Source organism: Parafrankia discariae (assembly GCF_000373365.1).
Classification (GTDB): domain Bacteria; phylum Actinomycetota; class Actinomycetes; order Frankiales; family Frankiaceae; genus Parafrankia; species Parafrankia discariae.
This window is the reverse complement of record NZ_KB891254.1, coordinates 1-22,552: the sequence shown is the minus strand read 5'-3', so window position 1 is coordinate 22,552 and position 22,552 is coordinate 1. Positions and strand designations below refer to the sequence as shown.

General features: G+C 69.5%; 26 protein-coding genes. 12 read left to right on the top strand and 14 right to left on the bottom strand.

Going from position 1 to position 22,552, the window contains the following annotated elements; genetic code table 11:
- Positions 1–215: 215 nt before the first annotated feature.
- Positions 216–422, bottom strand: coding sequence for a hypothetical protein (locus B056_RS43200; protein ID WP_154677296.1), 207 nt, complete (start codon positions 420–422; stop codon positions 216–218).
- Between the two features lie 708 nt (positions 423–1,130).
- On the opposite strand from B056_RS43200, the gene B056_RS39785 reads away from it, so the two are divergent.
- From B056_RS39785 to B056_RS0129065, 4 genes are all read left to right on the top strand, one after another.
- A complete protein-coding gene (locus B056_RS39785) occupies positions 1,131–1,679 on the top strand; it encodes a hypothetical protein (RefSeq protein ID WP_018505361.1) in 549 nt (182 codons plus the stop codon).
- A gap of 101 nt (positions 1,680–1,780) precedes the next feature.
- The gene (locus B056_RS0129075; protein ID WP_035753155.1) at positions 1,781–2,125 is read left to right on the top strand and encodes a PadR family transcriptional regulator; all 345 of its coding nucleotides are present in this window, start codon (positions 1,781–1,783) and stop codon (positions 2,123–2,125) included.
- A complete protein-coding gene (locus tag B056_RS0129070) occupies positions 2,122–2,619 on the top strand; it encodes a hypothetical protein (protein ID WP_018505359.1) in 498 nt (165 codons plus the stop codon). The genes B056_RS0129075 and B056_RS0129070 overlap by 4 nt, the downstream gene beginning before the upstream one ends.
- An 80-nt stretch (positions 2,620–2,699) precedes the next feature.
- Complete coding sequence (locus B056_RS0129065; RefSeq protein ID WP_018505358.1) at positions 2,700–2,918, top strand: hypothetical protein; 219 nt, start codon at positions 2,700–2,702, stop codon at positions 2,916–2,918.
- Positions 2,919–3,029: 111 nt separating this feature from the next.
- On the opposite strand, the gene B056_RS38410 is transcribed toward B056_RS0129065, so the two are convergent.
- The 3 genes from B056_RS38410 to B056_RS0129045 all read right to left on the bottom strand — a co-directional run bounded on the left by B056_RS38410 (position 3,030) and on the right by B056_RS0129045 (position 5,221).
- On the bottom strand, positions 3,030–3,572 hold the full coding sequence (locus B056_RS38410; RefSeq protein WP_063826673.1) for a hypothetical protein: 543 nt from the start codon (positions 3,570–3,572) through the stop codon (positions 3,030–3,032).
- A 663-nt stretch (positions 3,573–4,235) separates the two neighbouring features.
- On the bottom strand, positions 4,236–4,883 hold the full coding sequence (locus B056_RS0129050; RefSeq protein ID WP_018505353.1) for a hypothetical protein: 648 nt from the start codon (positions 4,881–4,883) through the stop codon (positions 4,236–4,238).
- Entirely contained in the window at positions 4,880–5,221 is a 342-nt protein-coding gene (locus tag B056_RS0129045) for a PadR family transcriptional regulator (RefSeq protein WP_020572769.1), read from the bottom strand. Before B056_RS0129045 ends, B056_RS0129050 begins: the two co-directional genes overlap by 4 nt.
- 411 nt (positions 5,222–5,632) lie before the next feature.
- Between B056_RS0129045 and B056_RS0129040 the strand changes: the two genes are divergently transcribed.
- A complete protein-coding gene (locus tag B056_RS0129040; RefSeq protein WP_407672434.1) occupies positions 5,633–6,211 on the top strand; it encodes an HNH endonuclease family protein in 579 nt (192 codons plus the stop codon).
- Positions 6,212–6,491: 280 nt separating this feature from the next.
- Here the strand turns inward: B056_RS0129040 and B056_RS0129035 are convergent, their stop codons facing one another.
- The 7 genes from B056_RS0129035 to B056_RS0128995 all read right to left on the bottom strand — a co-directional run bounded on the left by B056_RS0129035 (position 6,492) and on the right by B056_RS0128995 (position 13,547).
- Complete coding sequence (locus tag B056_RS0129035; protein ID WP_018505350.1) at positions 6,492–6,995, bottom strand: NUDIX domain-containing protein; 504 nt, start codon at positions 6,993–6,995, stop codon at positions 6,492–6,494.
- Positions 6,996–7,116: 121 nt separating this feature from the next.
- Positions 7,117–7,380, bottom strand: a complete 264-nt coding sequence (locus B056_RS44925; protein ID WP_018505349.1) for a hypothetical protein — start codon at positions 7,378–7,380, stop codon at positions 7,117–7,119.
- 241 nt (positions 7,381–7,621) lie between these two features.
- Positions 7,622–8,662: a hypothetical protein gene (locus tag B056_RS0129025; protein ID WP_018505348.1), complete on the bottom strand. Its 1,041-nt coding sequence runs from the start codon at positions 8,660–8,662 to the stop codon at positions 7,622–7,624.
- A 13-nt stretch (positions 8,663–8,675) separates the two neighbouring features.
- On the bottom strand, positions 8,676–9,050 hold the full coding sequence (locus tag B056_RS0129020; protein ID WP_018505347.1) for a DUF6166 domain-containing protein: 375 nt from the start codon (positions 9,048–9,050) through the stop codon (positions 8,676–8,678).
- Positions 9,051–9,619: 569 nt separating this feature from the next.
- Positions 9,620–10,588 (bottom strand): pentapeptide repeat-containing protein, encoded by a 969-nt coding sequence (locus B056_RS0129010; RefSeq protein WP_026240262.1) that lies wholly within the window; start codon positions 10,586–10,588, stop codon positions 9,620–9,622.
- A gap of 41 nt (positions 10,589–10,629) precedes the next feature.
- A complete protein-coding gene (locus B056_RS0129005) occupies positions 10,630–12,096 on the bottom strand; it encodes a hypothetical protein (RefSeq protein WP_035753158.1) in 1,467 nt (488 codons plus the stop codon).
- Positions 12,097–12,698: 602 nt separating this feature from the next.
- Positions 12,699–13,547 carry a hypothetical protein gene (locus B056_RS0128995; RefSeq protein ID WP_018505342.1) on the bottom strand — a complete coding sequence of 283 codons (849 nt, stop codon included), beginning with the start codon at positions 13,545–13,547 and terminating at the stop codon, positions 12,699–12,701.
- A 52-nt stretch (positions 13,548–13,599) separates the two neighbouring features.
- Here B056_RS0128995 and B056_RS44920 point away from each other — a divergent pair, with 52 nt between their 5' ends.
- A complete protein-coding gene (locus B056_RS44920) occupies positions 13,600–13,782 on the top strand; it encodes a hypothetical protein (RefSeq protein WP_018505341.1) in 183 nt (60 codons plus the stop codon).
- On the opposite strand, the gene B056_RS38400 is transcribed toward B056_RS44920, so the two are convergent.
- The 3 genes from B056_RS38400 to B056_RS0128980 all read right to left on the bottom strand — a co-directional run bounded on the left by B056_RS38400 (position 13,779) and on the right by B056_RS0128980 (position 16,960).
- Positions 13,779–14,450 (bottom strand): radical SAM protein, encoded by a 672-nt coding sequence (locus tag B056_RS38400; protein ID WP_018505340.1) that lies wholly within the window; start codon positions 14,448–14,450, stop codon positions 13,779–13,781. The two genes, B056_RS44920 and B056_RS38400, sit on opposite strands and share 4 nt — an antisense overlap.
- A 137-nt stretch (positions 14,451–14,587) precedes the next feature.
- Positions 14,588–14,848, bottom strand: coding sequence for a hypothetical protein (locus B056_RS43195; RefSeq protein WP_154677295.1), 261 nt, complete (start codon positions 14,846–14,848; stop codon positions 14,588–14,590).
- 735 nt (positions 14,849–15,583) lie between these two features.
- Entirely contained in the window at positions 15,584–16,960 is a 1,377-nt protein-coding gene (locus B056_RS0128980) for an NACHT domain-containing protein (protein ID WP_018505338.1), read from the bottom strand.
- 150 nt (positions 16,961–17,110) lie between these two features.
- On the opposite strand from B056_RS0128980, the gene B056_RS0128975 reads away from it, so the two are divergent.
- The 6 genes from B056_RS0128975 to B056_RS0128950 all read left to right on the top strand — a co-directional run bounded on the left by B056_RS0128975 (position 17,111) and on the right by B056_RS0128950 (position 22,513).
- The gene (locus B056_RS0128975) at positions 17,111–17,332 is read left to right on the top strand and encodes a hypothetical protein (RefSeq protein WP_154677294.1); all 222 of its coding nucleotides are present in this window, start codon (positions 17,111–17,113) and stop codon (positions 17,330–17,332) included.
- Positions 17,333–17,344: 12 nt separating this feature from the next.
- Positions 17,345–17,809 (top strand): sigma-70 RNA polymerase sigma factor region 4 domain-containing protein, encoded by a 465-nt coding sequence (locus tag B056_RS38390; RefSeq protein WP_018505336.1) that lies wholly within the window; start codon positions 17,345–17,347, stop codon positions 17,807–17,809.
- Between the two features lie 91 nt (positions 17,810–17,900).
- Positions 17,901–18,914: a hypothetical protein gene (locus B056_RS43190; RefSeq protein WP_018505335.1), complete on the top strand. Its 1,014-nt coding sequence runs from the start codon at positions 17,901–17,903 to the stop codon at positions 18,912–18,914.
- A gap of 584 nt (positions 18,915–19,498) precedes the next feature.
- Positions 19,499–19,699, top strand: a complete 201-nt coding sequence (locus tag B056_RS0128960; protein ID WP_018505334.1) for a hypothetical protein — start codon at positions 19,499–19,501, stop codon at positions 19,697–19,699.
- A gap of 775 nt (positions 19,700–20,474) precedes the next feature.
- Entirely contained in the window at positions 20,475–20,756 is a 282-nt protein-coding gene (locus B056_RS46250) for a ribbon-helix-helix protein (protein ID WP_154677293.1), read from the top strand.
- Between the two features lie 449 nt (positions 20,757–21,205).
- Positions 21,206–22,513 (top strand): ArsR family transcriptional regulator, encoded by a 1,308-nt coding sequence (locus tag B056_RS0128950; protein WP_230203245.1) that lies wholly within the window; start codon positions 21,206–21,208, stop codon positions 22,511–22,513.
- The last annotated feature ends 39 nt before the right edge of the window (positions 22,514–22,552 follow it).

The window sequence follows — 22,552 nt, the reverse complement described above, 5'->3', positions numbered from 1 at the left end:
TCCGGGGCTGTGGCAGCGCTAGTCATCGACGTGAGCATCGCGTTGAGCTTCGTTCTGACTGCTTCCATGACAGCTCCCACTCGGGCGCTTGAGATATGGACATCTCGGAAATTCGCGGCATGGACGTACTGTGGCTACGCCACCCCACCTCCCAGTTGTGATGTTCTCATTACTCAAGGTAGCCGACAAGTCGGAGTGATGCCTGACGATTACTGTCATCGGGGGTATGACTGGCGCGACTCCTCGATGCCGATCAGCCATGGCTGCTCGGCGGCGCGCACTAAAGCAGCGGGGGTAGCGATCCCAACAATCGACTCCGCTCCTGGTGTTTCGGCTGGATCAGGCGGGACGGTCACGCCGAGTGCGGCGAGCTGATTCGAAACATCGGTTAGATCGACACCGAAGGCGAGCCGAAAGATCACCGTGCGACGTTCATCACGCAGTGCATCCTCACACCACCGGCGCAAATTAGGGGAAAGTGGTCCGCGATAAGGCTTCATAACTCATATAACGATACTCGCTCGCGCACCCAGGGTAGGCGTGCTAGCAGGGCAACAAGTGCCCCAGCTGCCGCGGCGGCCCCATCATGATTCGCAACCAGCGTCGATCGGACCATCGGGCTGCTTCCTCGTTGTCGGCCATAGGCAGGTTGTACGCCATCGGGTGACCGGGTTGTCTCGATCGGTGGCATTCAGGACGGTTGCCGATTATCGGCGCGCCGGGATACACCCCCGCTGCAGTCCGACGCGCGGTCAGAGTAGGTGCGGTGCGGCGGCGCTGGTGTTGACCTTCCGTAAACGGATCATCCGGCGTCAACTGGGTCGAAGGCTGCCCTTCGTCCAGACGAGGTCACGGGGGGTCGTACAAACCTGGATGATGTCATACAAGTGGTACCGCCAGCCGTGTGCATGATCCCGCCATTTTTCGAACGAGGCTGCCCTGGTCGACCGGGTACTCGATCAGCTCGACCCCTGGTTCGTGGCGGACCGGGAGGTTCCCGGGACGCACTGCTCGAACCGCCGGCTCCGCCTAGACGCGGTCCTGCGTCCGCGTGACCCATCGGCCTGGAGGGACGACGCCCGGCGTTCGGCGTCGAGTTCAAGATCGCTGCACAGCGGTCGTTCGACACCATGAACTTCACCCGATGGGCCGCCCAGGCACTCGACTACACCCACACCGACTGGGACGGGTACGGACGGCTGTGGGTGTTCACCTGCCCGTCCTTCCTCGCCCCATTCACCGGCGACCACTGGGGATTCGGCCCGGATCTCGCCGCCCGCCTCCTGGGCCGATTCGGAGTGGGCGAGCTGTGCCTGCTGGACCAGGAGGGATGGGCGCTGATGGTGCATGGCACCCATGCCCTGTGGACGCAACGCCTTGGCGTGCACCAGGCGAAGGAGTGGTCGCTGGCGCCCCGTGTCGGTGGCGACTCCACTGCGCCTGCGCGTCGCCGCCCCACCGAAAAACTCACCCAGTGGGGCGGCGACGGACCCCCGCCGCCAGCGGGTTCCCGTATGAGCGAGGAGACCCGTATCGCTCTACGGAACTACGACTGGATGGTCCGCAACCATGGGCTCGACGACGTCGAGCTGCACTGGGACAGCGACACGCTCGTCTACGGCAGCGGCGGCGTCGAGATTGGGACCCTCCTGGAGCCCGGGTTCACGCCGGGAACGTAGAGCCTCGAGCGTGAGGACGGGGTCCTTGGTCGACACCGACGGCCGGCGGCTCGTCGTTCGAGCTTGCACCCCTATGAAGAGTTTCGGGTACGCTGTGCGGCATGGGGAAGCGTCGACAGTCCGGGCCGCGGATCACGCTGCCTACCGCGGCAGTCCTCCGGCTGATGTTGGATAACCCGACCGCCGACTACTACGGGTTCGACCTTGCCAAGGCCTCCGGCTTCCCCTCTGGAACGATCTACCCGATCCTTGCCCGGTTGGAGGTTGCCGGCTGGCTGGCCAGCTACTGGGAGGAGGGCGAACCCGCCGAGCTGGAGCGGCCGCGGCGGCGAATGTACCGGCTCACCGGCCACGGTGCGACCGCTGCGAGAGACGCGGTAGCGACCGCTCTTGGCAGGCTTGGCGTCGCATCCTCGGCTATCGAGCCTCAGGTGGGCATCACATGACCGGCAGGCCCCTCGCAGTCGCCGCTGCCGGCATCATCACCGCCGCTGTCGGCATCAATGCCGTCGGCGTCACCGTCGTCGCCAGATTCGTCGCCAGCATCATTACCACCTCCATCCTCGCTTCCGTTGTCGCTGGCGTCGGTGCCGCCGGCAGCACTGCTGCCCATGTTTTGGCGCGGCGGTTCTTGGCAGCGTGTGCGGAGCGAAGGAATCACACCCGGTCGCTTCTGCAACGGATCCGCTGTTACCGCGGTGAGGACGTCCCTCAGGCGCCCGCGGCCGGACTCACGAACCAGATCACCAGCCACCTCCTCGGGCAGGCCGCCAGCGCCCTGCCCGGCCCGGTCCGGGAACGGTTCGCCGAGGAATGGGCCGACCACCGTAGCCACTACCGGGGCTGGCGACTGCTCTGGTGGGCGCTATGCGTGCGCGCCACCGCGACCCGCACCGCCCGTGAGCTACGCGCCGCCCAGCTTCCCCATCCCGACCGGTAGCCCCGGCGCTCTGCGCGCCCACGACGACAGAGCACGACCCGTAACCCCTATGAAGAGTTTCGGATAGAGGAGATATCTCCATGCCCTCGCCCTGGCTCACCGGGCTACGCGAGCTCGTCCAGCCGATCGCCGGCGCGCTGCCCGCGCTGCTGCTCGTGCTCTTCGCCGGCCTGCTCGCCTTCGCCGGGCTGCCCTGGGGCGCCGGCGGCCGCACCTACACGCTCGCCTACGCCGACCGGCTGATCGAGCTCGCCGCAGTCCTGGTCGGGCGGAACCGGAAGGCGACCCGCTCGGGGTGACCGACACTCCGGTGAGCACGCATCAGGTGAGTCGGCGACTTCTCCGCGGCTGCGTCACGGCGTTGGAGGCAGCGCAGGCGGCGTCGCCAACGGCCTGTCAGGGAGGACTGCTCACCGCCGACCCGGAACAGGCGCAGAAGTCGCTCCTGTTCCGGGTCGACCGTCAGCAGGTCGTTGTTCGCCCGCGGGAAGATCTCGGCCGCCTCTCACCGCGCGGCCCGCACGCTCGCCGCCACCCCCGCCTTGACGCCGCGAGCTCGGAGCTCGTGGAACACCCGCTGGGCGTCTGAACAGGTAGACCGCCGCGATGCTCCAGGGGCGGGTTCCACCGCGCGACGACCCCGCCGTGGACGCTGGACCAGTGAAGACGAGGTAGTAGTCCAGCGCCGGTGACTCGGTGACGTCAAGCAGGTTCTCCCGCTTGAGGTACAACTTCACGTTCACGGTCCGCCCTTGCAACGGGCCGGAGGTGAAGCGGCCGTCGATCGCAGTGGCCGTCGCCGACGGTTCGAGCTCCACCCCGAAGACGCGCGCCGCGATCCACTCACCAAGGTGCCCGGCCGTCATCGGCCGATCGATGACGGCGGCGATCTGGGCGTCGAGGGCGTTGCGCTGCTGCAGCGAGCCGGCGATCCGTTCCAGGTCCGCGCTCATATAGACGATCTTCCCATGTAGCTGAGATCGGGTGGTTGAGCGCGACCCAGTCTGTGCGTGAACTGGACGATCCGGCTGGCTGCGGACGTCGGGGTCGAGTCGGCGCGGAGCTGCAGTGCCCGTATGGAAGGATCGTCTCTCATGATCGACTACGGCGAGTGCGGCGTGAGCCGGTGTGCGCGGCCCGCGCACGGATCGGTGCCGACGGACAGTCCGCTGTCGGGCGACCGGTCCTTCGTGGACGGCGACCTGCGTCTGCCGACCTGTATCGAGCACGGCCGAGAGCATCACCGTCTCGTCATGGGGCGCGACCCCCGTCCCGGGGACGTCACGATCCAAGAGGTGGATCCTCCGTCCGGAGGATGACGACTCGGGCCGGGCGGCACGCCATCGGATCGATAACTCGGCATCACCGGGTTCTCGCCGTGGCGTAGGTCAATTCTGTTCGTCGGCGGAGGCACTCCCGTCAGAGCCCCGAGGCCGGGGCGCTGACGGCCCATCACCGGACGCTGGCGCCGTCTGGCCGTCCGGCCCGGTCCCACGGAATGCCTGGAGCAGCCCGACGGCGCGCTGGTAGGTGCGCTCCGGCCCGACCAAGATGACGACAAGCAGGAGGAGTAGCGCCACCAGGAGCCAGACCGGCGTGCTCAGCAGGCTCACGGCCTATCCCTCCCTCTCTGCGATGGGGATAGCGCGAATACCAGCCTGGATCGCAGGTGCAGTGCGCAGAATGCGGATGGCGTGGCCGAGGCGGTATCGACGTGGCAACTCGAACAGCTCGGAGTGGAACTCCAGGGCATACCGAGCGCGGGTGTCGACAGACAACAGTCGGCACGCGAGAGCGGTGACCGCCCGCACAGTCCTGCCCGGCGGCCGGCTAGCTGGCTCTGGGGCCGACCGGATCGCCCTATCTGGGGCCGACCGGATCGCCCTATCTGGGGCCGGTGAGCTCGCCAATTCCGAGGTCGGCTTCTCCAGGCTGCGGACAAGGCGGTCGGCGGATTTGCGGCACCGCTCCAGGCTAGGAAGAAGGTCGCTGGCGAGGCCGAGGTGGAGGGGGAAGCGGTTGACGAGGTCACTGGCGAGACGGCTGGCGATGCGGTGGGCGCTGTCGAGGTCGTTGGTGAGGCAACCGGCGAAGGCGCTGTCGAGGTCGTTGGCGAGGCTGCTGGCTAGGTCGCTGGCGCTGGCGAGGGCGTCGGCAAGGTCGAGAGTGCGGGTGAGGCCGCAGGCAAGGTCGAGGGCATTGGCGACTTCGCGGGCAAGGTTCAGAGCAAGGTCGCTCCCCGCAACTGCCTGTCGGGGATTCATCGGATCCCGTCCCCAACGACTCGCGGGCGCAATGCCCCGATCCGGTTGATCGAGCTGTGCGCGTGCGCGAGCGCATATCGGGCCTGCTCGGCCCCGTCCTTGCTGAGCACGTAGTACCGCCGCCGCGGTCGGCCTTCCTTCGCGGGGTCGATGTCCTCCCAGGTGCTGGTGAGCCAGCCGTAGCCCTCCAGCCGGGCGAGGATCGGGTGGATTGTGCCTGTCGCGAGCCCGGCCTCCTGGCTGATCTCGAGCCCGTACATCGGCTGTGTCGGACGCTCGAGGAGTGCGCGGAGGACGAGCTGCGTCGGCAGCGTCATCTTCGGTCCGGATCGTGCCATAGGTGAACTCTAGCTAGCCCCCTAGCTAGAGTTCACACCACCCCCCTGGATCGGGACCGCGCGTCCGGATCGCGGCGCGCTGGCGCGCACGAGGGCCACCCGGGACGGACCGACGGGGGGCAGCCCGCGCTCGTCGAGCCGCCGGCCGTTGGCTGAATTGCCGAAGGTTCACCCCAATTTTGGACACAGGACACTGTTCTTCGAATCCAGCCACCGAGATAAGCGAAGGTTCACCACCTATTCGCACGGCGACTGGTGTGGTCAAAGTTGTGGCTCTGCGAGGCTCCTTCAGATTTCGCCGTGCCTTGTGCCGGAATTCTTTTCGGCCGCGGCGGGGTCAGTCAGGAGTGCGTTGTGCCCCCTCGTGCCCTCAGAAAGGCCGCCGCGGTCATAGCCGTGGTTCTCGCGGCCATGCTGCTCTCCGTCGTCCCGGCTGGTGCGACCCCGCCCAACATCCCCTCGGCCAGCACGGCGCTGACCCGGTTGAACTCGCTGACGGTCGCTGCCGAGTCGCACGCCTCCACCTACGACCGGGACCTGTTCCCGCACTGGATCACCATCACCGGGGCGTGCAACACCCGGGAGCAGGTCCTCAAGCGCGACGGCACCGGCGTGGTCGTCAACAGCAGCTGCGCGGCCACCTCGGGCTCCTGGTACAGCCCGTACGACGGGGCCACCTGGACGGCCGCGGCCGACGTGGACATCGACCACATGGTCCCGCTCGCCGAGGCGTGGGCGTCGGGCGCCTGGGCGTGGACGACCTCCCAGCGCCAGACGTACGCCAACGACCTGGGCGGCCCGGAGCTGTGGGCGGTCACCGACAACGTCAACCAGTCCAAGGGCGACAAAGACCCGGCGGAATGGCAGCCGTCGCTGGCCTCGTTCCGCTGCACCTACGCCCGCGCGTGGATCCAGGTGAAGTACTACTACGCCCTGACCGTCGACAGCGCGGAGAAGTCGGCGCTGAACGGCATGCTGGGAACCTGCTGACCCTTCGGTGAGAAACCGCAGGTGGCCGCGTGTGGCACCGGCGTCTCGTCGACGACGAGCTCGGTGCCGGTGCCACACGAGATCGGCGGGTAGCCCGAACCGCCGGCAGACGACACGCATGATCGCGCCCGCTCCGGTGCCGGCTGCGGCCGCACCGGAGCGGGCGTGTGCGGCTCCGAATCCAATGCCTGACTTCGCCCACCCCGAGATGATCGCGGCGGCATGCACCCGGTGAAAACGAGACGGTTCGATACTCCGATAGGCGGCGCGAGGCAGGGGATTACGGTGCGCCGGGAGGCCAGCCGTGGTGCAGGTAGGCGGTGCGGCCGGAACGGCGCGCCCGGGTGGCGGCGTGGACACGGCGGGCCAGGTGCGGCGCCAGAAGGGTGTCGACGTCCTCGGGCGTGCACAGGCGCCAGGCGCGAAGCTCGCTGTCCTGCAGACGCAGTTCGCGGACCTGCCGTGGAGAGATCAGCCCGGCGTCGAAGACGAAGTTCACCAGGGCAGGGCGCCCGTCCGGCTGCGGGGGCACCCAGTCGACAACCAGGAGGCGGCCGAGGCCGGCGTCGAGGCCGAGCTCTTCCGCGATCTCCCTCCGAGCGGTCTCCTGCGGGTACTCGCCCTCCTCCACGCCGCCGCCGGGGATCTCCCAGGTGTCGTCCCGGTAGGCCGGCTGCACCAGCAGGACCCGGTCGGCGGGGTCGTGGAAGACCGCGCCGGCGCCGGCGATGACGTGGGGCAGGCTCGCGTAGTACTCGGCGGCGGGCAGCGGCGGAGTCGGCATGTGCGGTCACGCTACGGGGCCGCCGGCCAACCGTTGGGTCCGCGTGAGTTCTCGTCCCGAGCCGTGGCGGTCGGGGTGCGCCGGGCCCGGCCCCCGCTGGCTGGCGGCCCGGCGCACGTGATCACGATAGGTCGGGCGGCGAGGCCACGGCGTTGACCTTCCGTGCCCTGATCAGCCGAGCGGTGGCCGGGTTGAAGACGCCCTGAGGCCAGGCGGGGTCTTCCTCCTCGTCCCAGCCCGGCCAGTCGTCGCCCTCGTTGAGGTCGGCGGCCTCCCGTGCCCGCGCGTCGAAGCCGCTGTGCGCGGTGTCGGAGTCGGGGCGCTCCCAGGCTGCCCGGGTGATCCGGGCGGCGGCTTCGTGGTCCATCGGGGTCGGCGTGCCCATGACGGCAACTCCCTGCGATGTGGAATCGAGCCCCGGTATCGCCACGGGGTGGGCGGGCCGGGCCACGTCCGGCGTGGCCAGGTTGTGTGCCCAGGGGTGCGTTGCCAGGCCGCAGTCGTCGTTCCCTGCGCTGGTGCCGCGGGCGAGCTCCGAGTCGGGCACTGCCTCGGTACCAGCTCGTGCGTTCCACCGTAGCGCGCCCGCTCAACCGCAGCGGGCCGGGCGCGCGGACTCGTGAGCTTCAGCGATCCCAGATCCGAACGGTCTCACCGGTGCGCAGCGGCTTGTCGTCGGGGCCCTTCAGGTGCGGGTTGATCCAGATCGGGCGGTGTACGCCGCGGGCGGGGTACCACTGCTGGCGCCAGTGACCACGCACCATCCAGCGGCAGGTGTACTCGCGAGCCTCGCCGGCGTCCACGGGCGCGCCCTGGTCTCGGGTGGCACGGCGCAGGTGGATCAGACGAACCGGGCTGGGTGGCAGGCCGTCCCGTCGGGCCCGGCGGGCGGCAGCCCGGTCGGGCTGGAGTGTGTCGACTTCCACGATGTGGCCCTGGTTCATCAGCAGCCAGGTGGCGCGCAGCGTCTGGGCCCAGGGTGCGAGGGACGTGCTGCCCATGCCGCCATGGCTGTCGCCCGGCGTGCGCTCGACGTCGCGCTCGGCTCCGAAGCCGAGGAACGACTCGTTGTCCCAGACGAGCGGGGCCCTGCTTGCGCGCAGGTCGTCGCGCTCGCGTTGTCGTAGCGGGCGGCCGTTGAGTCGCTGTGCCAGCGCTTCCATGCCTGCGTAGTTGCTGGGGACGTAGTAGGTCACCCACACCCCGCCCCGGGGCCACTCCTCGGCGCCGAACTGTCCCCAGGAGATGGCGACGACGGGGATGCGCACAGGCGGGTCGGTGTCGCTGTTGACGTAGGAGCCGATCGGCTCGGCGAAGACCAGGAAGCCGGCGGGAGCGGGAACGTCTTCGGGTTCGAGGCGGAAGTCCGGCAGGGACTCTCCCGCCGCGATGGCGAGCCTGACCATGTCGCCGGCGACGTAGAAGAGCTCGGCGTCCGCGAGCCGTCGGTACTCGTCGGCGCAGAGAATCTGCGCCGCCTCTGCCGGACCTCGCGACGGCGGGACCAGGGTGCCCTTGCCGATCGCAAGGACTTGGGCCACCTGGGCGATCGCCTGTGGCTGACGCATCTGGTGTGCCTGCCTGGCCCGCAGCGCTGGCACGCCCTGCGGGTCAGGTGCCTCCCAGGGCGTGACCTCCACGCCGTCGTCCGGCACGCCGGCATCCATCTCGAATCCGCCGTCAGAAAAGGCTCTGCGTCCAGGCCGGGTCGCCCAGGATCGCCGGAACTGGAGTGATGCCGCGCTGGTGGTACCAGCCGGCGGCCCAGCGCAGAACGGCCCGCCGGTTGAGCCGCCACTCGTCGCACAGGTCGGTCAGGACCTCGACGCAGAACGCCTCGCGCAGCTCGGTCCCGTCGGCCTCACCCGCGCCGAAGTCGAGGGCGGCAGGGTCGAGCTCGAGCGCGTCGGACAGGACGGCGATGGCCGCGTTACTGGTCCCGGTGCCGTTGTAGCCCCACCCGAAGTCTCCGTACTCGGGAGGCGGAATCTCGCGCAGGACCCTGACCTTCTCCCGCTCGGTCGGCCCGCCTTCGGGGACCTCGACGAGGATCACCGGTGGGAGCCATTCGTCCTCGTCGACGGAATCGGTGCCGCTACGCCAGTGCCTCGCCCGACCTGCCCGTCGAGCTGGCCGCGCAGCTTCCCTCTGGAGGCCGTGATAGGTCCGCTCCTGGTAGGCCATCTCCACCCTCCCCGCGAGACATACCGGATTCCGACAGTAGCGGATCACATTCGCACCGCGAGGGTGGTTCGTGTAGATGTACGCCCACGGAGACGGCGGGGCCCGCCCCGTCTCCGGGCGAGTGCGTCGGCAGGCCGCTCGCTGCGGGAGTGGCTCACCTTCGTCGGCCGGGTGCCGGGCCCTTGCCGCGGGGTCGGCGCAGGTCATGATGGCCCGATGCTCATCGTGTGCCGCTGGTGCGTCGAGGAGGTCCTGGTGCCGATCGTCGGGGCGGCCGGGTACTGCTCACTGGACTGTCAGGAGGCCGCATCCCACAACCCGGCGGAGGACGACGACCTGCCGTTCGGGGATGGAAGTCCTGGCCGGCGGTCACGGCGAAGGGTCCGGCTGCCACGGCGGCTGGTTGTTCCGCGGCCGCGAGAGGCTTCCTGAGGGGTCAGCTACTCATCTTCGGACTCCTCTCGTCCCCATGCAGCTGGTCGGACCAGCCCTGCTGGCAGCCGCGTCTTCCCATCCCCGAGCGCGGCATCCACCTGTGCTTGCGTCAGCGCGGCGGCCCCGGCGAGATCGGCTCCGTCCAGAACGGCTTCCGTGAGATCCGCGCGCTCCAGGCTGGCCCCGGTGAGATTCGCGCCGGTCAGCCTCGCGCAGTGCAGGTTCGCCCCGGCCAGAGAGGCATCGATAAGTACCGATCCCCCCATACGGGCGCCGGTGAGGTCCGCCCGTTCCAGCGATGCCTCAGCAAGATTCGCCCAGCCCAGCCGGGCGTCAACGAGCGTTGCCTCTACTAGCCGTGCACCGCGAAGATCCGCCCAAGGCAGCCAGGCGTCGGTGAGGTTCGCCCTCGTCAGGCGCGTGCCAGAAAGATCAGCTCGAGGGCCTTTGGGGCGCATCGGAAGGCGACCGAGAACGGTCAGCGCGGCCTGCACATCGGTCGCCAGGGCGGCACCGTCACTGGTGGCCGACGGGCGCGTGTGCTCACGGACGAAGGCGGACAAGACGTCGACGACGGTCCGCTGGTCGGCAGGGCTGTCGGTAGCGACCCTTTCGAGCGCGTAGATCCCTCCGAGTCGACCATCGACCGTCGGGGAGCTGAGCAGACCGATGGCGGTCGCGTACAGCTCCCGGACATGGGTGTTCTCGTTCGCCCGGCGGATCTCCGCGTTCGCCTGCCGGGTCTCGTCGAGGGCGATGAGTCCCCCTGCGACGGCCAGCAGGGCGGCAGCCGCGGTGAGCAGGCCGCCCTGCAGCGCGGCCCGCGCCTCGGATTGATCTGTGGCGGGGTACATGCGCGGCGGCAGGTGCCAGATCCCGACCACTGCGAGCGTGGCGCCAACCGCTGCGACGCCCGCGATGATCCACAGTCCGCGTCGGCCGGTGCGGCGACGCGCTTCCCCGTTGTCGGTCACGGGGGAGTTGTACGCCATGCACCGACCGGCTTGGGTGTGGATTACTCCTGCCCGTCGTCCTCCTTCCTCTTCCTGGGCTCCTCGGTCATCTGCAGCACGACGGCCCCAGCCGCGCCCGCGCCCAGGGGCGGAGTCTTCTCATCCGGTTCGCGAGGGGTGAGAACCCTGTCGAGGAAGTCGTCGAGCGCGGTGCGGCTGAGGCCTTCGGCAGGGGTGACGGCCTGTCGAATGGAGCGCTCGATGATGGGACGGGGGATATCCAGGCGCCGTTCGGTCTCATGGATAGCGGTGGTGATGGCGCGGCGGGCGTGGGTGGGGTTATAGCTGATGAGCCACGTGAGCGTCCGTGAGACACCGTCAGTGATGGGATAGGTGAACCAGGTCTGCGGCTCCGGAGGCTCCAGGTCCTTGCCGGAGGCGAACTCGTCGACGAGGGCGTGGTAAACCGTGTCGGCGAGGTCGTACCACGGCACGATGGCAGTGCCGGTCATCTCTGCGGCGACGGTCCAGCCGAGGTCGTCGGCGAGGTCACGGACCGCGTCAGCGGTGCGCCAACGCAGCGCCCAGCGACGCCGCCGGTCGGGTCGTTCCCACAGGGCCGTGTAGAAGCTCGTGGTGAACCGATTCCACACATCGATGATCCCGGCCGATTGGGAGGCATCACCGCGACGCACTGCGACCGCCTCGTCGAGGCCCTCATCGGAGCGTCGACGCTGCTCGGCCCACTCCTCGGTGACTGGGCGCGCCCACAGCTTGCGGCTGCCGATGATCACCTGTGGTAGCGGAAGGTCGGCTTGGTCGCGGGTGAGGTAGGAGCGCAGGGTGGAGGCGCCGACGCCGGCGATGTCGGCGAAGTCGGTGAGGCTGACGAGCTGGTCGCCGGCGAGCTCCGGCGCGTGGACCCGTACGACGCTGTGCGCCAGGGAAGCTCCGTCGGGCCGATGTAGTGCCCAGGCAGCGAGGTCGTCGAGCCAGCGCACCGGCGGAGCAGCGTCGATCTTGACGTACTGGACCTTGAGGATGTAAGCCGCGTCGGGGTCGCCGGTGCTGGCGCTAAGGATGTCGGCGGCGGTGACGATGCTCGCCCCAGGGACGGCTCGGCGCAGGTAGGTCTCGCTGGCGTGATCCCAGATCTGGGAAGGTCGATACCAAATCTCGCCGTCCCACCAGTAGCCGCCAGCGCGGAACAGCAACGCTGCCCTCCATTCGGAATGCACGATGGGGGCGTCCTCGTCTTGGTAAAGAAGCACGGTCCGGCCGTGGTCGGGGTGGTGACGCACGCACCAGGCCAGATCATGGCGAATCGGGTCGGTGGTGAACGCCATCCAGCCCTTTCCCTCGTAGGCGCGGTCCTCGCGCCCCCACATCTCGCTGCCGTCGTGGCGCCCGACGGCCTCGATGGCGTGGGGGTCGTCGAGGGGGATGTGGCTGTCGTCGACGAAGGGCAGGTCGGGGACGGGGTGGTCGGTGTGCAGGCCGTTGGCGAGGGGCTGAGGAAGACGGGGCATGGCGTACACCTCTCAACGATCACGCTGTAGATAGATGCAGCGTACATGACGCTGCACCTGCATCGTTCGGAAAGTGCCTGCGGTGCAGCCGAAGCGACGCGCGGATCATCGCGCGGAGGCTGGGAACTTGGGGACGCACAGAGCCGAGCCCGGTTCAGTTGCAGGCCGGGCTCGGTGGGTGCGGCGGTCGACTGCTCCTCGTCCGCCGCGTTGCGGTCAGCCGCGTGCTGCGCCCGCTCGTCGAAGCCGCTGCGTGCGGTCGGCGAGTCCGAGTCGTGGGCGGCGGCGTCGCTGATGCGGTCCGCGGACTCGTAGTCCATCAGAGTGGGCTTGCTGATGACGGCGGTCCTCTCCGTCATCGCGCCGCAGTGTCGCGCCGCCTGGCCACGAACGGCGCGGCCAGCGATGTCCCAGGGGGGGTAATCGACGCCACGGCCCGGTGATCCGGTCCGCCCTCCTGGACGTCGTGCGCGGGGCCCCGGGGGGACTACCGGGAAGCAGGCGCCCGCGAACCGGTCGCTGTGCGACCGTGCTTCGACGGTAACGCCGTCAGCCTGGCGCCGCCGCCCACATCGTCGCCAGGCTGGCCGCGGCGCTCCCGGTCAGGCCATGATCTGTGCGGCCAGCTGATGTAGCGCCGGGCAGAGGTTCACCGTGTCCTCGTACCAAGCGACGTTGACCAGGATGTCGGCCGCGGCGACCAGCTGCGCGTAGCGACCGGACGGGCTGTCGAGCAGGTCGGCGAACAGGGCGTAGATCTGCGCGGCGACCGCGGGGACGGCCAGCGCGGTGCAGTACAGCCGGGCCGCGCCGTAGCCGGCCACCCCGAGACCCCAGTGTTCCCAGTCGAGGATCGTCAGGCTGGGCGCGGTGAGGTTGCCCCAGTGCAGGTCGAGGTGCTCGGTCGAGCCCCACCGCGGCGCGACCGAGGCCGGCAGCGGCCGACCGTACACGGCGTGCAGGAGGTGGCCGTACCGCTCGACGCCGTGCGCCCACAGCCGCCGCGAGGTCGACTGTCCCGCCAGGGCGTCGAGGGAGGCGCGCAGGTCGGCCAGCCAGGTGGAGGAGAGCTCGACCGTCCGGTCCAGGAACTGACCGCCCGGGGTCAGCGGTGGATCGTCGACAAAGGTCAGCAGCTCCGCGCGCACCGGCACCGGCACCGGGTCGGGGTGAGTCCACTCGACCGCGTCGTGCAGCGCGGGCTTGCGGATACCGGTGAGGGCGGCCGCGTCGCGGGTGCCGGTCCACCACTCCTCGTCCATGGCGTTCTCCAGGAACGGCGCGACCCGCAACCATCGCCGCTGCCCGTTACAGATCACCGGCCCGCCGATGACGTTCCCGGACGCCGACGGCGCGGGCTCACCGGCCGGGTCGACGGCGAGCCGCCCGGCGCCGGCGTGCCAGACGTCGTGCAGCCAGGAGTCCTCGACCCGTACCGGTAGCCACCGCATCGGCGCTCACTTCCCCTTCGGCTTCGGCTGGCAGTCCGAGCCCTTGTTCGGGGTGCAGGAGGGCGTACACGAGGGCGCGCACGCCGATCTCGGGCTGCACCTGATGTCGGGCGGCGAGCAGGCCACCGGGCCGGACCGGCGGATCTGGTCGAGCACCGCCACCCGTCTGGTGAACGCCTCGCCGGCGAGGATCTCACCCAGTGGCCTTTCCCGGACGTCACCAGCGCTCACCTAGCGGGTGAACACGCACGGCCAGACCTGCCCGTCGGGCCCGATCGCCGCGGTGCCATGCCCGCAGTCCCCGCAGGTGCCCGCCAGGTCCACCTCGATGCCCGCGGCCCGCCCGAAACCACGCACCGCATCCACACCGACATCAGTGACACCAAGGGCCTCGAGATCGGCCAGGGCAGCGTCGACGGCACCCGCACCAGTGTCGATGAGACCGACCCGCAGCGGGATCCGCTGGCGCACAACCTTGACGATGTTCGCCCGGGTCCGGGCGTGGGAGCCGCGCCGGCCCGTGACCGTCTCGTGCTCGCCGGCGTCGGCGCTGTAGTGACTGGTCGCCAGCCGCACACCGGGCAGAGCAAAGACCTCCCACAGCCGAGCCGGCACGTGCAGCAGGTTGGAGTAGACCTCGACCGTGAGGCCGCGGGCCAGTGCGTGGCGGACGAGTTGTTCGAACGCGGGGTGCAGCGTGGGTTCGCCGCCGATGAACTGCACCAGGCCCACGCCGAGCTCGGCGGCGCCGTCGAGGACGGTCAGCCAGTCCTCGACAGTCATCGTGCCGTGCTCGCCCTGCGGGGAGGAGTCGGCGTAGCAGTGATCGCACGCCAGCTGGCAGCGGCCGGTGAGCTCGAGCCAGAGGCTCTCGGGCGGGGCAAGGGTGGCGGCAGGGGGCATGGCGACTCCTCTGGTTCGATCCGCAGTCCTCCAGCGAGCAGTCCCTGGCTGCCAGGCGCGTGCGGCTGGGCGTCTATCGAACGATCACGCGGACTCGCACGCTCCGGCGACACCCGAATGTGCGACGAGCCGGCTTCCTACCGGTTGGCGAGCCGGCGCTGCAGCTCGATGTGGCGGAACTGGTAGACCGCGCCGGCCTGGCGCAGGACGCCGCGGCGGTGGGCGTCGTCGAGGAACGCCATTAGGTCGAGGGGAAGGCCGCGTCGTAACGCGAGGCATCCGAGCGCGACGACAAACGACCACCACTCGTTTCGGGCCAGCCGGTCCGCGAACGCCCACCAGAACCCTCGCCAGACCACTAGGCCGAACGCCAGGCTGGCAGCCAGGTTGCTAGTCATCAAGAGCATCGACCCGAGTGCTAGTCCAAATGTCAGCCCCAGCGCCAAGTGCCCGGTCGCGGATGCCTGCCATTGTTTGTTGAAGCTGGAAACCGGGCCTGCTGCCGCCGTGTCGATCGGCGATATCGTAATCAGCCCCATTACGAGCCCGACCAGCATGCAGCACCCCAGTCCCAGTGCCAAGCCAAGAAGCGGTCCGACTGATGACGAGCCCGCGATGCCCGCCATCAGTCCATACGGCATACCGGCAAGCAGCCCAGCACGAGCGGGCCGCAACGGGTAAGACCGCCGACGCCACTGACCGCAGCGATCCGATAACTGGACCGCCAGGAATCCCGCTAACCCGAGGAGCAGCGCAAATGGTAATCCGAATATTCGCCCATATACAACTCCGCAAACCAGGCCGAGCGCCCACTCGTCCCTTACGTGAGGCCCCGAGAAAGCCGGGGCCAGGCGCCGCGTCCAACGGTCGTTGAATCCGGACGTCGATGCAACTGCCAGCGAGCCCAGTACCCCGAGTACTAGTCCGAGAGTCAGCCCGTACCCCAGGCCGAACATCAGTCCGAAAACCAGCCCAGCCGCCAGATCACTGGCCCTTCCCTCGAAGCCAAGACGAGCCGTCAACCAGAACATCAACCCAGCCGCCAGTCCGGCCACTGGAGCTACCGTCAGCCCAATCGATAGACCGGCCGCTAGCCCGAATATCAGCCCGGCCACCATTCTAGGTGGCAGACGTCACCGGATCGAAATATCCCTCGAGACATTCCACCAGGCGAAGTTCGGGCTCCCGTCGAGGTGACGGGCGAGGAAGACCAGCCATCGCTCTGCGTCGGCAACCTTCCACCGGCTCGTCTCGCTGGCGTCTCGGTAGGCGGCGGGGATGTAGCCGTCGCAGAGGTGCTGTTCGACGGTGGTACGGGTGGGAAACCGGACCAGATCGAGCAACTCGGATGGGGATCGGCCCACTCTCGCGGCGGGTTCGCCGGGGCGAGGGTTGTAAATTGTGCGGGCTAGCGACGCCATCAGTGGGGTCGTCAGCGCCTGTGTGACAGGCGGAGCTGGAGTCTGGGTGAGCGCCGCCAACACCTGCCGCCAGCGGGCCGCGGATGCCGGACCACCAGCGGAGACCTGCAGATAATCCGCGACGTCGTCGGCCTCCAGAGAAAGCAGCTCGATCCCCGCAGCGCCGGTGAGGCGTACTTCGACTCCATCGGGCGGGTGCAGCGCCGATCGGTACGAATTGGTACGGGAGGCCAGAACCAGTCGCTGCCCGACGGAGGCAGCCTCGTTGATCCTCGCGACAGCTATGCCGCGCGCCGGATCGTGGACCTCGTCCAGCCCATCAAGCAGGAGCAGTAGAAGTCCGGCTTCCCACAGCCGCCGAGCCCAAGTCTTCCCTTCGGTATCGGGCGCGGCTTCGGCCAGGAAGGGATAGTCGGTGACCAGCCGCGACTCCACCCAGTCGTCGAGGCGCTGCTGTGTCGGATCCCAAGATGTCAACGGCAGTAGCACCGGCACCGGGCCGCCCGGCTCACGGCGGCCTTCGGCGAGGAGGTCGACAACGAGGCGGACGAGCAGGATCGTCTTCCCCGCGCCAGGCTCACCCAGGACCACCAGGCGGCCGGTCGGGATTCGGCCCAGGACGTTCACGAGCTCCCCGTCGCCGCCAGCAAGATCCTGCGGTCCACTCCCCCAAGCCCCTGCAGGGGGCGGCGAGGGCCAGCCCGCGCCCCCGCTGGTAGCCAGCCGCTCGATCGTCGCCCAGTCCTCGACCAGGTCTGCCGGAGCGGCCTCCCAGCGGACCGGCAGGGCATACGGGTCGTTCAGCCGACGCAGCTCCACCTCGGCCGCCCACTGGTTGCGCACCACGGCGGCGAGCTGGTCGGCGACCTCGGCCAGCGTGAGGGTCGGGACCTCAGCGGCGCGGTCGTCGCGGTAGGACGCCCAGGCCAGGTAGAGCCCTGGCGGGCCGAGCGTGCCGCTGACCACGCCGACCCAGTCTGCGGCCGAGTCCGGCCGCAGTTTCGCTGCGACCGCGGCCGTGACGACGGCGGCCAGGGCGAGCAGCAGCAGGGTTGCCCTGGCGGTGCGTCGTATTTGAGATCCCCCCACGGGTGCATCATCGCGACGGACCGGACGCTCATGGCGACGGGCCCAGGAAGACCCGAAAAATCTTGCTCCGTCGAGTTCACGATCAAGGCCGTCTCGCCCCACTACCCCTCGACGCCCGTGACCGCGGGCGCGAGCGACGGGAGCAGGCGAGTGGATCCGATCTTCGTTTCGGCCGGAGTAATGATCGCGGTGGAGGCCCTGGGGCTGGTCGGCCTGTGGTTACGCCTACGATCTTCGCTGCGGCAGGAGGACGCGCATCGACAGATGCTGGTCGACGTCGTGCGGACAGTGCCGCCGGGTGGCGCGCTGCTGGAACAGCGTGCCGATGGGGCGGCCCTGGCCATGGTCGTGGCACCCGTCCCGCTCGACTGAGGACGTGACCACGTGGACAGCCGCCCTGACCCGCCGGAGCCCACTGCAGCGCCGAGAGCCATACCAGCTCGGGCGTCCGGCCCATCGGCGGCCACGATCGCCGCGTTCAGCGCCTTCTACCGGGATTTCACGCCCGACCTCGTCGGCTTCCTGATCTGGCAAGGGGTCCCGCACACCGATGCCATCGAGATCACCCAGGATGTGATGGCGGAGGCGCTGCGTGCCTGGGAAGGCATCGAGCATCCGCAAGCCTGGACCCGACGGGTCGCCTCCCGGGCCTACGCGAAGCGGATCGCGAGTCTTGCCGAGGATCCGGTGGCCGAGATGCCAGAGGCTCCGTCACCGCTGTTGACCAATCCCGCCGATCTCGACGCCGTCGTCGGCCGGCACGAAGTACTCCGCCTGCTGGCGCTCCTCCCGCCCCGGCAGCGACAGGTGATGGCCTGGACCGTCTACGGCAGATCGCCCAGGAGCTGAAGATGAACGCGGAAGCGGTGCGCTCCAGCCTGCTCAAGGCACGCCGCGCGCTCGCCCATCACATCAACCCCTCGGAGGGAGGTGGAGCCCCGTGAACGACGAGGAGCTGGACCAGTGGCTGGCATCGGCTCGACGCGACCTGACCCAGGACCTGGCGGCCACCCTCGACGTCGAGGCGGGCCTGCGAGACGCGCTGCTCCCCACCCGTCATGCGGTCTTCGTCAACGACCTGCGGGCTGTTCTCGATCTGGACGCCGGACTCGCGGCGATCTTGCCCGCTGTCGAAACGACCGGCCATACACAGCCTGAAAGTCCGACGACGCCGACAGCCTTTGCCCTGTCCACGGGCCAGATGGGTGCGACTGCGCGTCTACTGAGATTGCTTCCGCCCGGCGACCGCATCGTCCTACGGGGAAACTCAGCGATTACCGTTCTTGCTGTTAGTTTCCAGGTCGCGTTCACCCAGACTTACGCTCACGACCTCGCCCGCGACCTTGACCGCGCCCGCCCCCCCGACCACCTTCTCCCCCTCGCCTTCGCCCGCCCCCGCGCCATTGAGCTCGTCCGCGACCTTGACCGCGCCCTCGCTCTCGCCCTCGCCCTCAACCTCGAACTTGCCAGCGATCTCGACCTCGCCCGCGACCGCGCCCGCGACCTCGTCCGCTTCCTCCCCCACGACCCAGTCCGCGCCCGCTTCCACCTCCGGGGCCTCGCCGACGCCCTCGACCACGCCATCATCCTTACCTTCGAGCGCGCCCGCGAGCGCGCTGACGCGCTCGAAAGCGCCTCCCGTGGTGCCCGCGTCCTCGCCCACGCCATCCATAGCGATCTTGATGACATTCTTGGGGCTGGCTCCACATCCCCTGGCAATCTGCCACGCGATCTCGATCTCGCCCTCAGCGACTTTACGGAAGCAGATCTTCGTGAGGTCGATCTAGCCGGTCTCCCGCTGACGGGAATCCGGTGGTCACCGGCCACCACGCGCTGGCCGCCGGACTGGCAGACGCGGATCGAGAGTCGTTCGGAGGAAATCGAGCCAGGGGTATTCGAGATTCGGGACGGCACGGCGCACGCCGACACTTCGACGAGCTTTGTCGATCTTTAAGTACGTGCGTTGTCTTCCGCGAATAGCGGACATTCCCCCGGCTGATGCCGAGCCCATCGCTCGGCCGCAGCCTCCGCAGACCCGGGCGGGCGAACTGGGCGGTGAGCCAGGGCAGGTCGGCTGCGGGGAAACGGACCACGTCATACATGCCTCTGATCTCGTGGTCGGTCTCCCAGTACCAGCCTGGACGCAGCCGCGTCGGCAGGCTCGTCGCGAAGCGGTGCCGGTCGGCGGCCCAGCTGAACGCCACGTAGGCCAGGTTGTCGACCGCGAGCCTCTTTCCGCGTGACCCGCCCTGGCACGACCAGACGGTGTTGATGCCGGCCCGCCACAGGCCGCGGACGAGCGGCGCGATGCCCTCGTCGACGAACGCGACCTTGCCGTGGAAGGCGACAGATGTCTGGGGGTGTGCGGCCGGGTAGATGCCGGCGAGGACGAGCAGGGACGGCGTGGCGTCGACGGACACGGGCGAAGGTAACCATGCGTGGACAAGGCCGGCAAGGCGCGGGGTTCGTCGGGCCAACCGGCCGACTGCGGCCTGGGCCGCAGTCCAGCGGCGGAGCCGTGGCAGGAATGATGTTCCGATGCTGGTCGTGTGCCGCTGGTGCGTCGAGGAGATCCTGGTACCGATCGTCGGCGCGGCCGGGTACTGCTCGCTGGACTGCCAGGAGGCCGCCTTCTATGGCCTGGCGACAGATGACGACCTGCGCCCTGGCGGGCGACCACGGCGGCGGGTCCGACTGCGCCGGCGGCTGTCCGTTCCACGGCAGCGTGAGGGTTCCTGAACAGGCCGTCCCCCGCGGCGCCCAAGCCCACCGTGAGCCGCCGCCGGCCAGCACGACGCCTGCGGCGGCTCGTTTTGACGGCTCCGGCGCGGCGGGTGAACTTGGAGATGTCCCCCTAGGGGTGCACGCCCCGGTGGAAGTGGGCACCGGCTCTCCGAAGTCGACCGGCGCGTACTTCGCTGTCTCCCCCAGGGCACCCTCGGGCAGACGGATGCCTTCGCACGGGCGTACGCCGGGTCGAGCACCCACGGTGACCCGGCATACGCGATCATGGTAGGTCGGTGTCCTCGGCTGTGATGTTGACCTTCCGCCACGGATCATCTGCTTGATCGGCGCCACGTGTCGGGGCCGTCCGACGGCTCCGCGGCTTCCGCCGGCGCCTGCCGGGTCCCAGCCGGCGTCCGACATCCTGACCGCCGTCGACACGCGACCGGAAGAAAATCTTGCCGGCGGCGTGTCGCGTTCCGCGCCCGTCGTGTCCCTTCCTCTGGTGTGGTCTTCGACGCCCTGCCTGGCACGGTCTGTCCCACGAGGTGGCCTGTGCGCAGCGTTTGCGCTGCTCGCTGTGACGTTTGCCCTGGCTTGCCGGGCGAAAACAGGGCGCGGAACGCCTCGTCGGGCCCCAACCCGCCGGGGGACGTGTGGCACAACTGGGGAGCTATCGACCCCCTGACCAGGGCCGCCGCAGGAGCGATGGACGGACGAGGCGTGTCCGACACGCGTGTCGGAGCACCACGTCCCGACGCTCGTCATGCCGATGCGGTAGACATCTCCCATGCCATCACCAGGCCGCATCATCCCGACTCATGGTGGTCGTTCCCCGGACCGGGAAGCGATGCTGCGCGTTCGGATGCCACCCGAATTGAAGAGGCGTGCCGAGGTCGCCGCTGCTGCGGCGGGGATGACGTTGACGGGGTGGGTCCAGCAGTTGCTGGACTCCGCGGCGCCGCCAGTACCGCAGACGTTGGACGGGTCCGAGCCGGCGCGTCGGCGGCCGAGACGAGACACCCGGCCGTGCGTTCCGGGGCGCGACGGGGAGCTGTCGATGACGGGCTAGAACGAGAACGAGGTCGCACCCCCTGGCAGGGGTGCGACCTCGTCTACGTGTCTGCGGGGCCGAGGTGCGAACTCGGTGTCCCGCGGTGTTGCAAGTGCTCCCAGCCGGAGCGTTCCTCTCGTCGGTTCCTCTTGGACTCGCCGCGTCATGGTGACCCGGCTCGTCTGTTGAGGGGTGAGGCGACCCGCTTGCGCGGGCCGGTCCAACTCAAGGACTCGAATGCATTGTGACATGACTGCAGGGCGCTGCCACGTGAGTCGTGGCGCGTCGCGCCGCACTTTTTCCCCGTCTGTGCTGTATGCGCTGGCATCGTTGCTGGTCGTGGCCCCGATGGGGGGCCACCTTGGGGCCACACGCGGTGTGCGCCCGGGTGGCTACATCCGCCTTGTAGCTAGATCACTTGTGCGTGCAGCGGCGGTCGGGGTGGGTGCGGTGGGTGCGCCCCTCCGATGACCCGTTCCGCCGCGCCGCCGTCCGCGTCGTCCCCGCCCGCAGGTCCGGGCGGGGTCATCGGCATGCCTGGGCAGGCGTGGCTCGAGTTCGACGCGGTGGCGTGGGGGTCCTCGGGGCGGGCGTTGCCGGGGCGGCCGCACCGGGACCTGTCTCCGCGGATGGCGCGGCTGCTGGCCCAGGGGGACACCGAGGGCAACTACGGGCATGGGCGTAGTGGGGCGTCGATGTCGGTGACCCTCGCCGCGGTCGGGGCTGGCTGGTCGCGTGAGGAGCTGCGCCACGCCCTCGCAGCGGTGTCGCATGTGGCTGGCACGCCAGGGGATTGGATGGTGCGTGATCCTCGCGGCCGGCGTCGGTCAGTGGCCGATCAGGATCATCGGGTCGAGTACATGTGGCGCAACGCGGTGGTGCGCTGGTGCGCCCGGCCGCCGGCGTCGGACGCGCCGCAGACGATGGTGGAGATCGCGGCGATGCGGGAGGCGGCCGATGCCCGGCCGTTCCTGTGGGGAGGGCAGGCGGGAGCGTCGAACCGGGCGGTGCTCGAGGCGCTGTGGGAGATCGCCGCCCGGGCGGGCCGGTTGGATCCGACCGCGAGCATCCGTCAGATCGCTGAGCAGACGACGGTGACCGACTCCACGGTGGACCGGGCGATCCACCGGCTGATCACGGCGGGATGGCTGCGCGTCGACGAACCCGCCGGCGTGGACCTGGTCGGCGAGGAAGACGAACACGGCCGCCGCGACGGTCAGCTACGGGCCCGCCGGCTGCACCTGCTGCTGCCTCGCACGCTGCCGGACCCGGTCGATCCCGACAAGCTCGCCGATCCCCGCTCGGGAGAGCTGCCGGCGACCCGCTGGGGGGGGCGGGCGGTGCACGACACGTTCACCTGGCGGGGCCTGGGCGCCGTCGCCGGGCGGATCTATGACGTGCTGGAGACAACCGGGGTGCGCTCCGGGTTGCTGGCGGCCCGGGTGGGGTTCACCGGGCCGACGGTCCGTAAGCACCTGCGGCGCCTGGCCGCGAGCGGCCTGGCCTGCCAGGGTAAAGACGGGTGGACGCGTGGCAATGCCGGGCTCGACGCGGTGGCAGCTCGGCTGGGAGTGGACGGCGCGCTGACCCGGCGCGCCGAGCGACACACTGTCCAACGGGAGCAGGCGCTGGCGTACTTCGTGGAACGGGCGAACCGGCGGGGCTGGCGGGTGGAACGCGGCAAGTACCGACCTGCCGGTAGGCACACAGGCGCGCCGGCGCGCCTTCCGCTGCCGGTACAGCGGGCCGAGACCCGGATTCCGCTCGGGCTCTGACACCTGCCGTCAGGACAGCCCTGCCCACTGACGATCACA

Coding starts and splice junctions, on each gene's coding strand:
- B056_RS38400 (WP_018505340.1), bottom strand. CDS start 14,450: ATGCCCCCTGCCGCCACCCTTGCCCCGCCCGAGAGCCTCTGGCTCGAG.
- B056_RS0128995 (WP_018505342.1), bottom strand. CDS start 13,547: ATGCGGTGGCTACCGGTACGGGTCGAGGACTCCTGGCTGCACGACGTC.
- B056_RS0129050 (WP_018505353.1), bottom strand. CDS start 4,883: ATGAATCCCCGACAGGCAGTTGCGGGGAGCGACCTTGCTCTGAACCTT.
- B056_RS0129070 (WP_018505359.1), top strand. CDS start 2,122: ATGACCGGCAGGCCCCTCGCAGTCGCCGCTGCCGGCATCATCACCGCC.
- B056_RS0129005 (WP_035753158.1), bottom strand. CDS start 12,096: ATGCCCCGTCTTCCTCAGCCCCTCGCCAACGGCCTGCACACCGACCAC.
- B056_RS43195 (WP_154677295.1), bottom strand. CDS start 14,848: ATGACTAGCAACCTGGCTGCCAGCCTGGCGTTCGGCCTAGTGGTCTGG.
- B056_RS0128960 (WP_018505334.1), top strand. CDS start 19,499: ATGCTGGTCGTGTGCCGCTGGTGCGTCGAGGAGATCCTGGTACCGATC.
- B056_RS0128950 (WP_230203245.1), top strand. CDS start 21,206: ATGACCCGTTCCGCCGCGCCGCCGTCCGCGTCGTCCCCGCCCGCAGGT.
- B056_RS39785 (WP_018505361.1), top strand. CDS start 1,131: ATGAACTTCACCCGATGGGCCGCCCAGGCACTCGACTACACCCACACC.
- B056_RS0129075 (WP_035753155.1), top strand. CDS start 1,781: ATGGGGAAGCGTCGACAGTCCGGGCCGCGGATCACGCTGCCTACCGCG.
- B056_RS0129035 (WP_018505350.1), bottom strand. CDS start 6,995: ATGCCGACTCCGCCGCTGCCCGCCGCCGAGTACTACGCGAGCCTGCCC.
- B056_RS44925 (WP_018505349.1), bottom strand. CDS start 7,380: ATGGGCACGCCGACCCCGATGGACCACGAAGCCGCCGCCCGGATCACC.
- B056_RS0129045 (WP_020572769.1), bottom strand. CDS start 5,221: ATGGCACGATCCGGACCGAAGATGACGCTGCCGACGCAGCTCGTCCTC.
- B056_RS38410 (WP_063826673.1), bottom strand. CDS start 3,572: ATGAGCGCGGACCTGGAACGGATCGCCGGCTCGCTGCAGCAGCGCAAC.
- B056_RS0129065 (WP_018505358.1), top strand. CDS start 2,700: ATGCCCTCGCCCTGGCTCACCGGGCTACGCGAGCTCGTCCAGCCGATC.
- B056_RS0129025 (WP_018505348.1), bottom strand. CDS start 8,662: ATGGATGCCGGCGTGCCGGACGACGGCGTGGAGGTCACGCCCTGGGAG.
- B056_RS46250 (WP_154677293.1), top strand. CDS start 20,475: ATGCCATCACCAGGCCGCATCATCCCGACTCATGGTGGTCGTTCCCCG.
- B056_RS0129040 (WP_407672434.1), top strand. CDS start 5,633: ATGCTGCTCTCCGTCGTCCCGGCTGGTGCGACCCCGCCCAACATCCCC.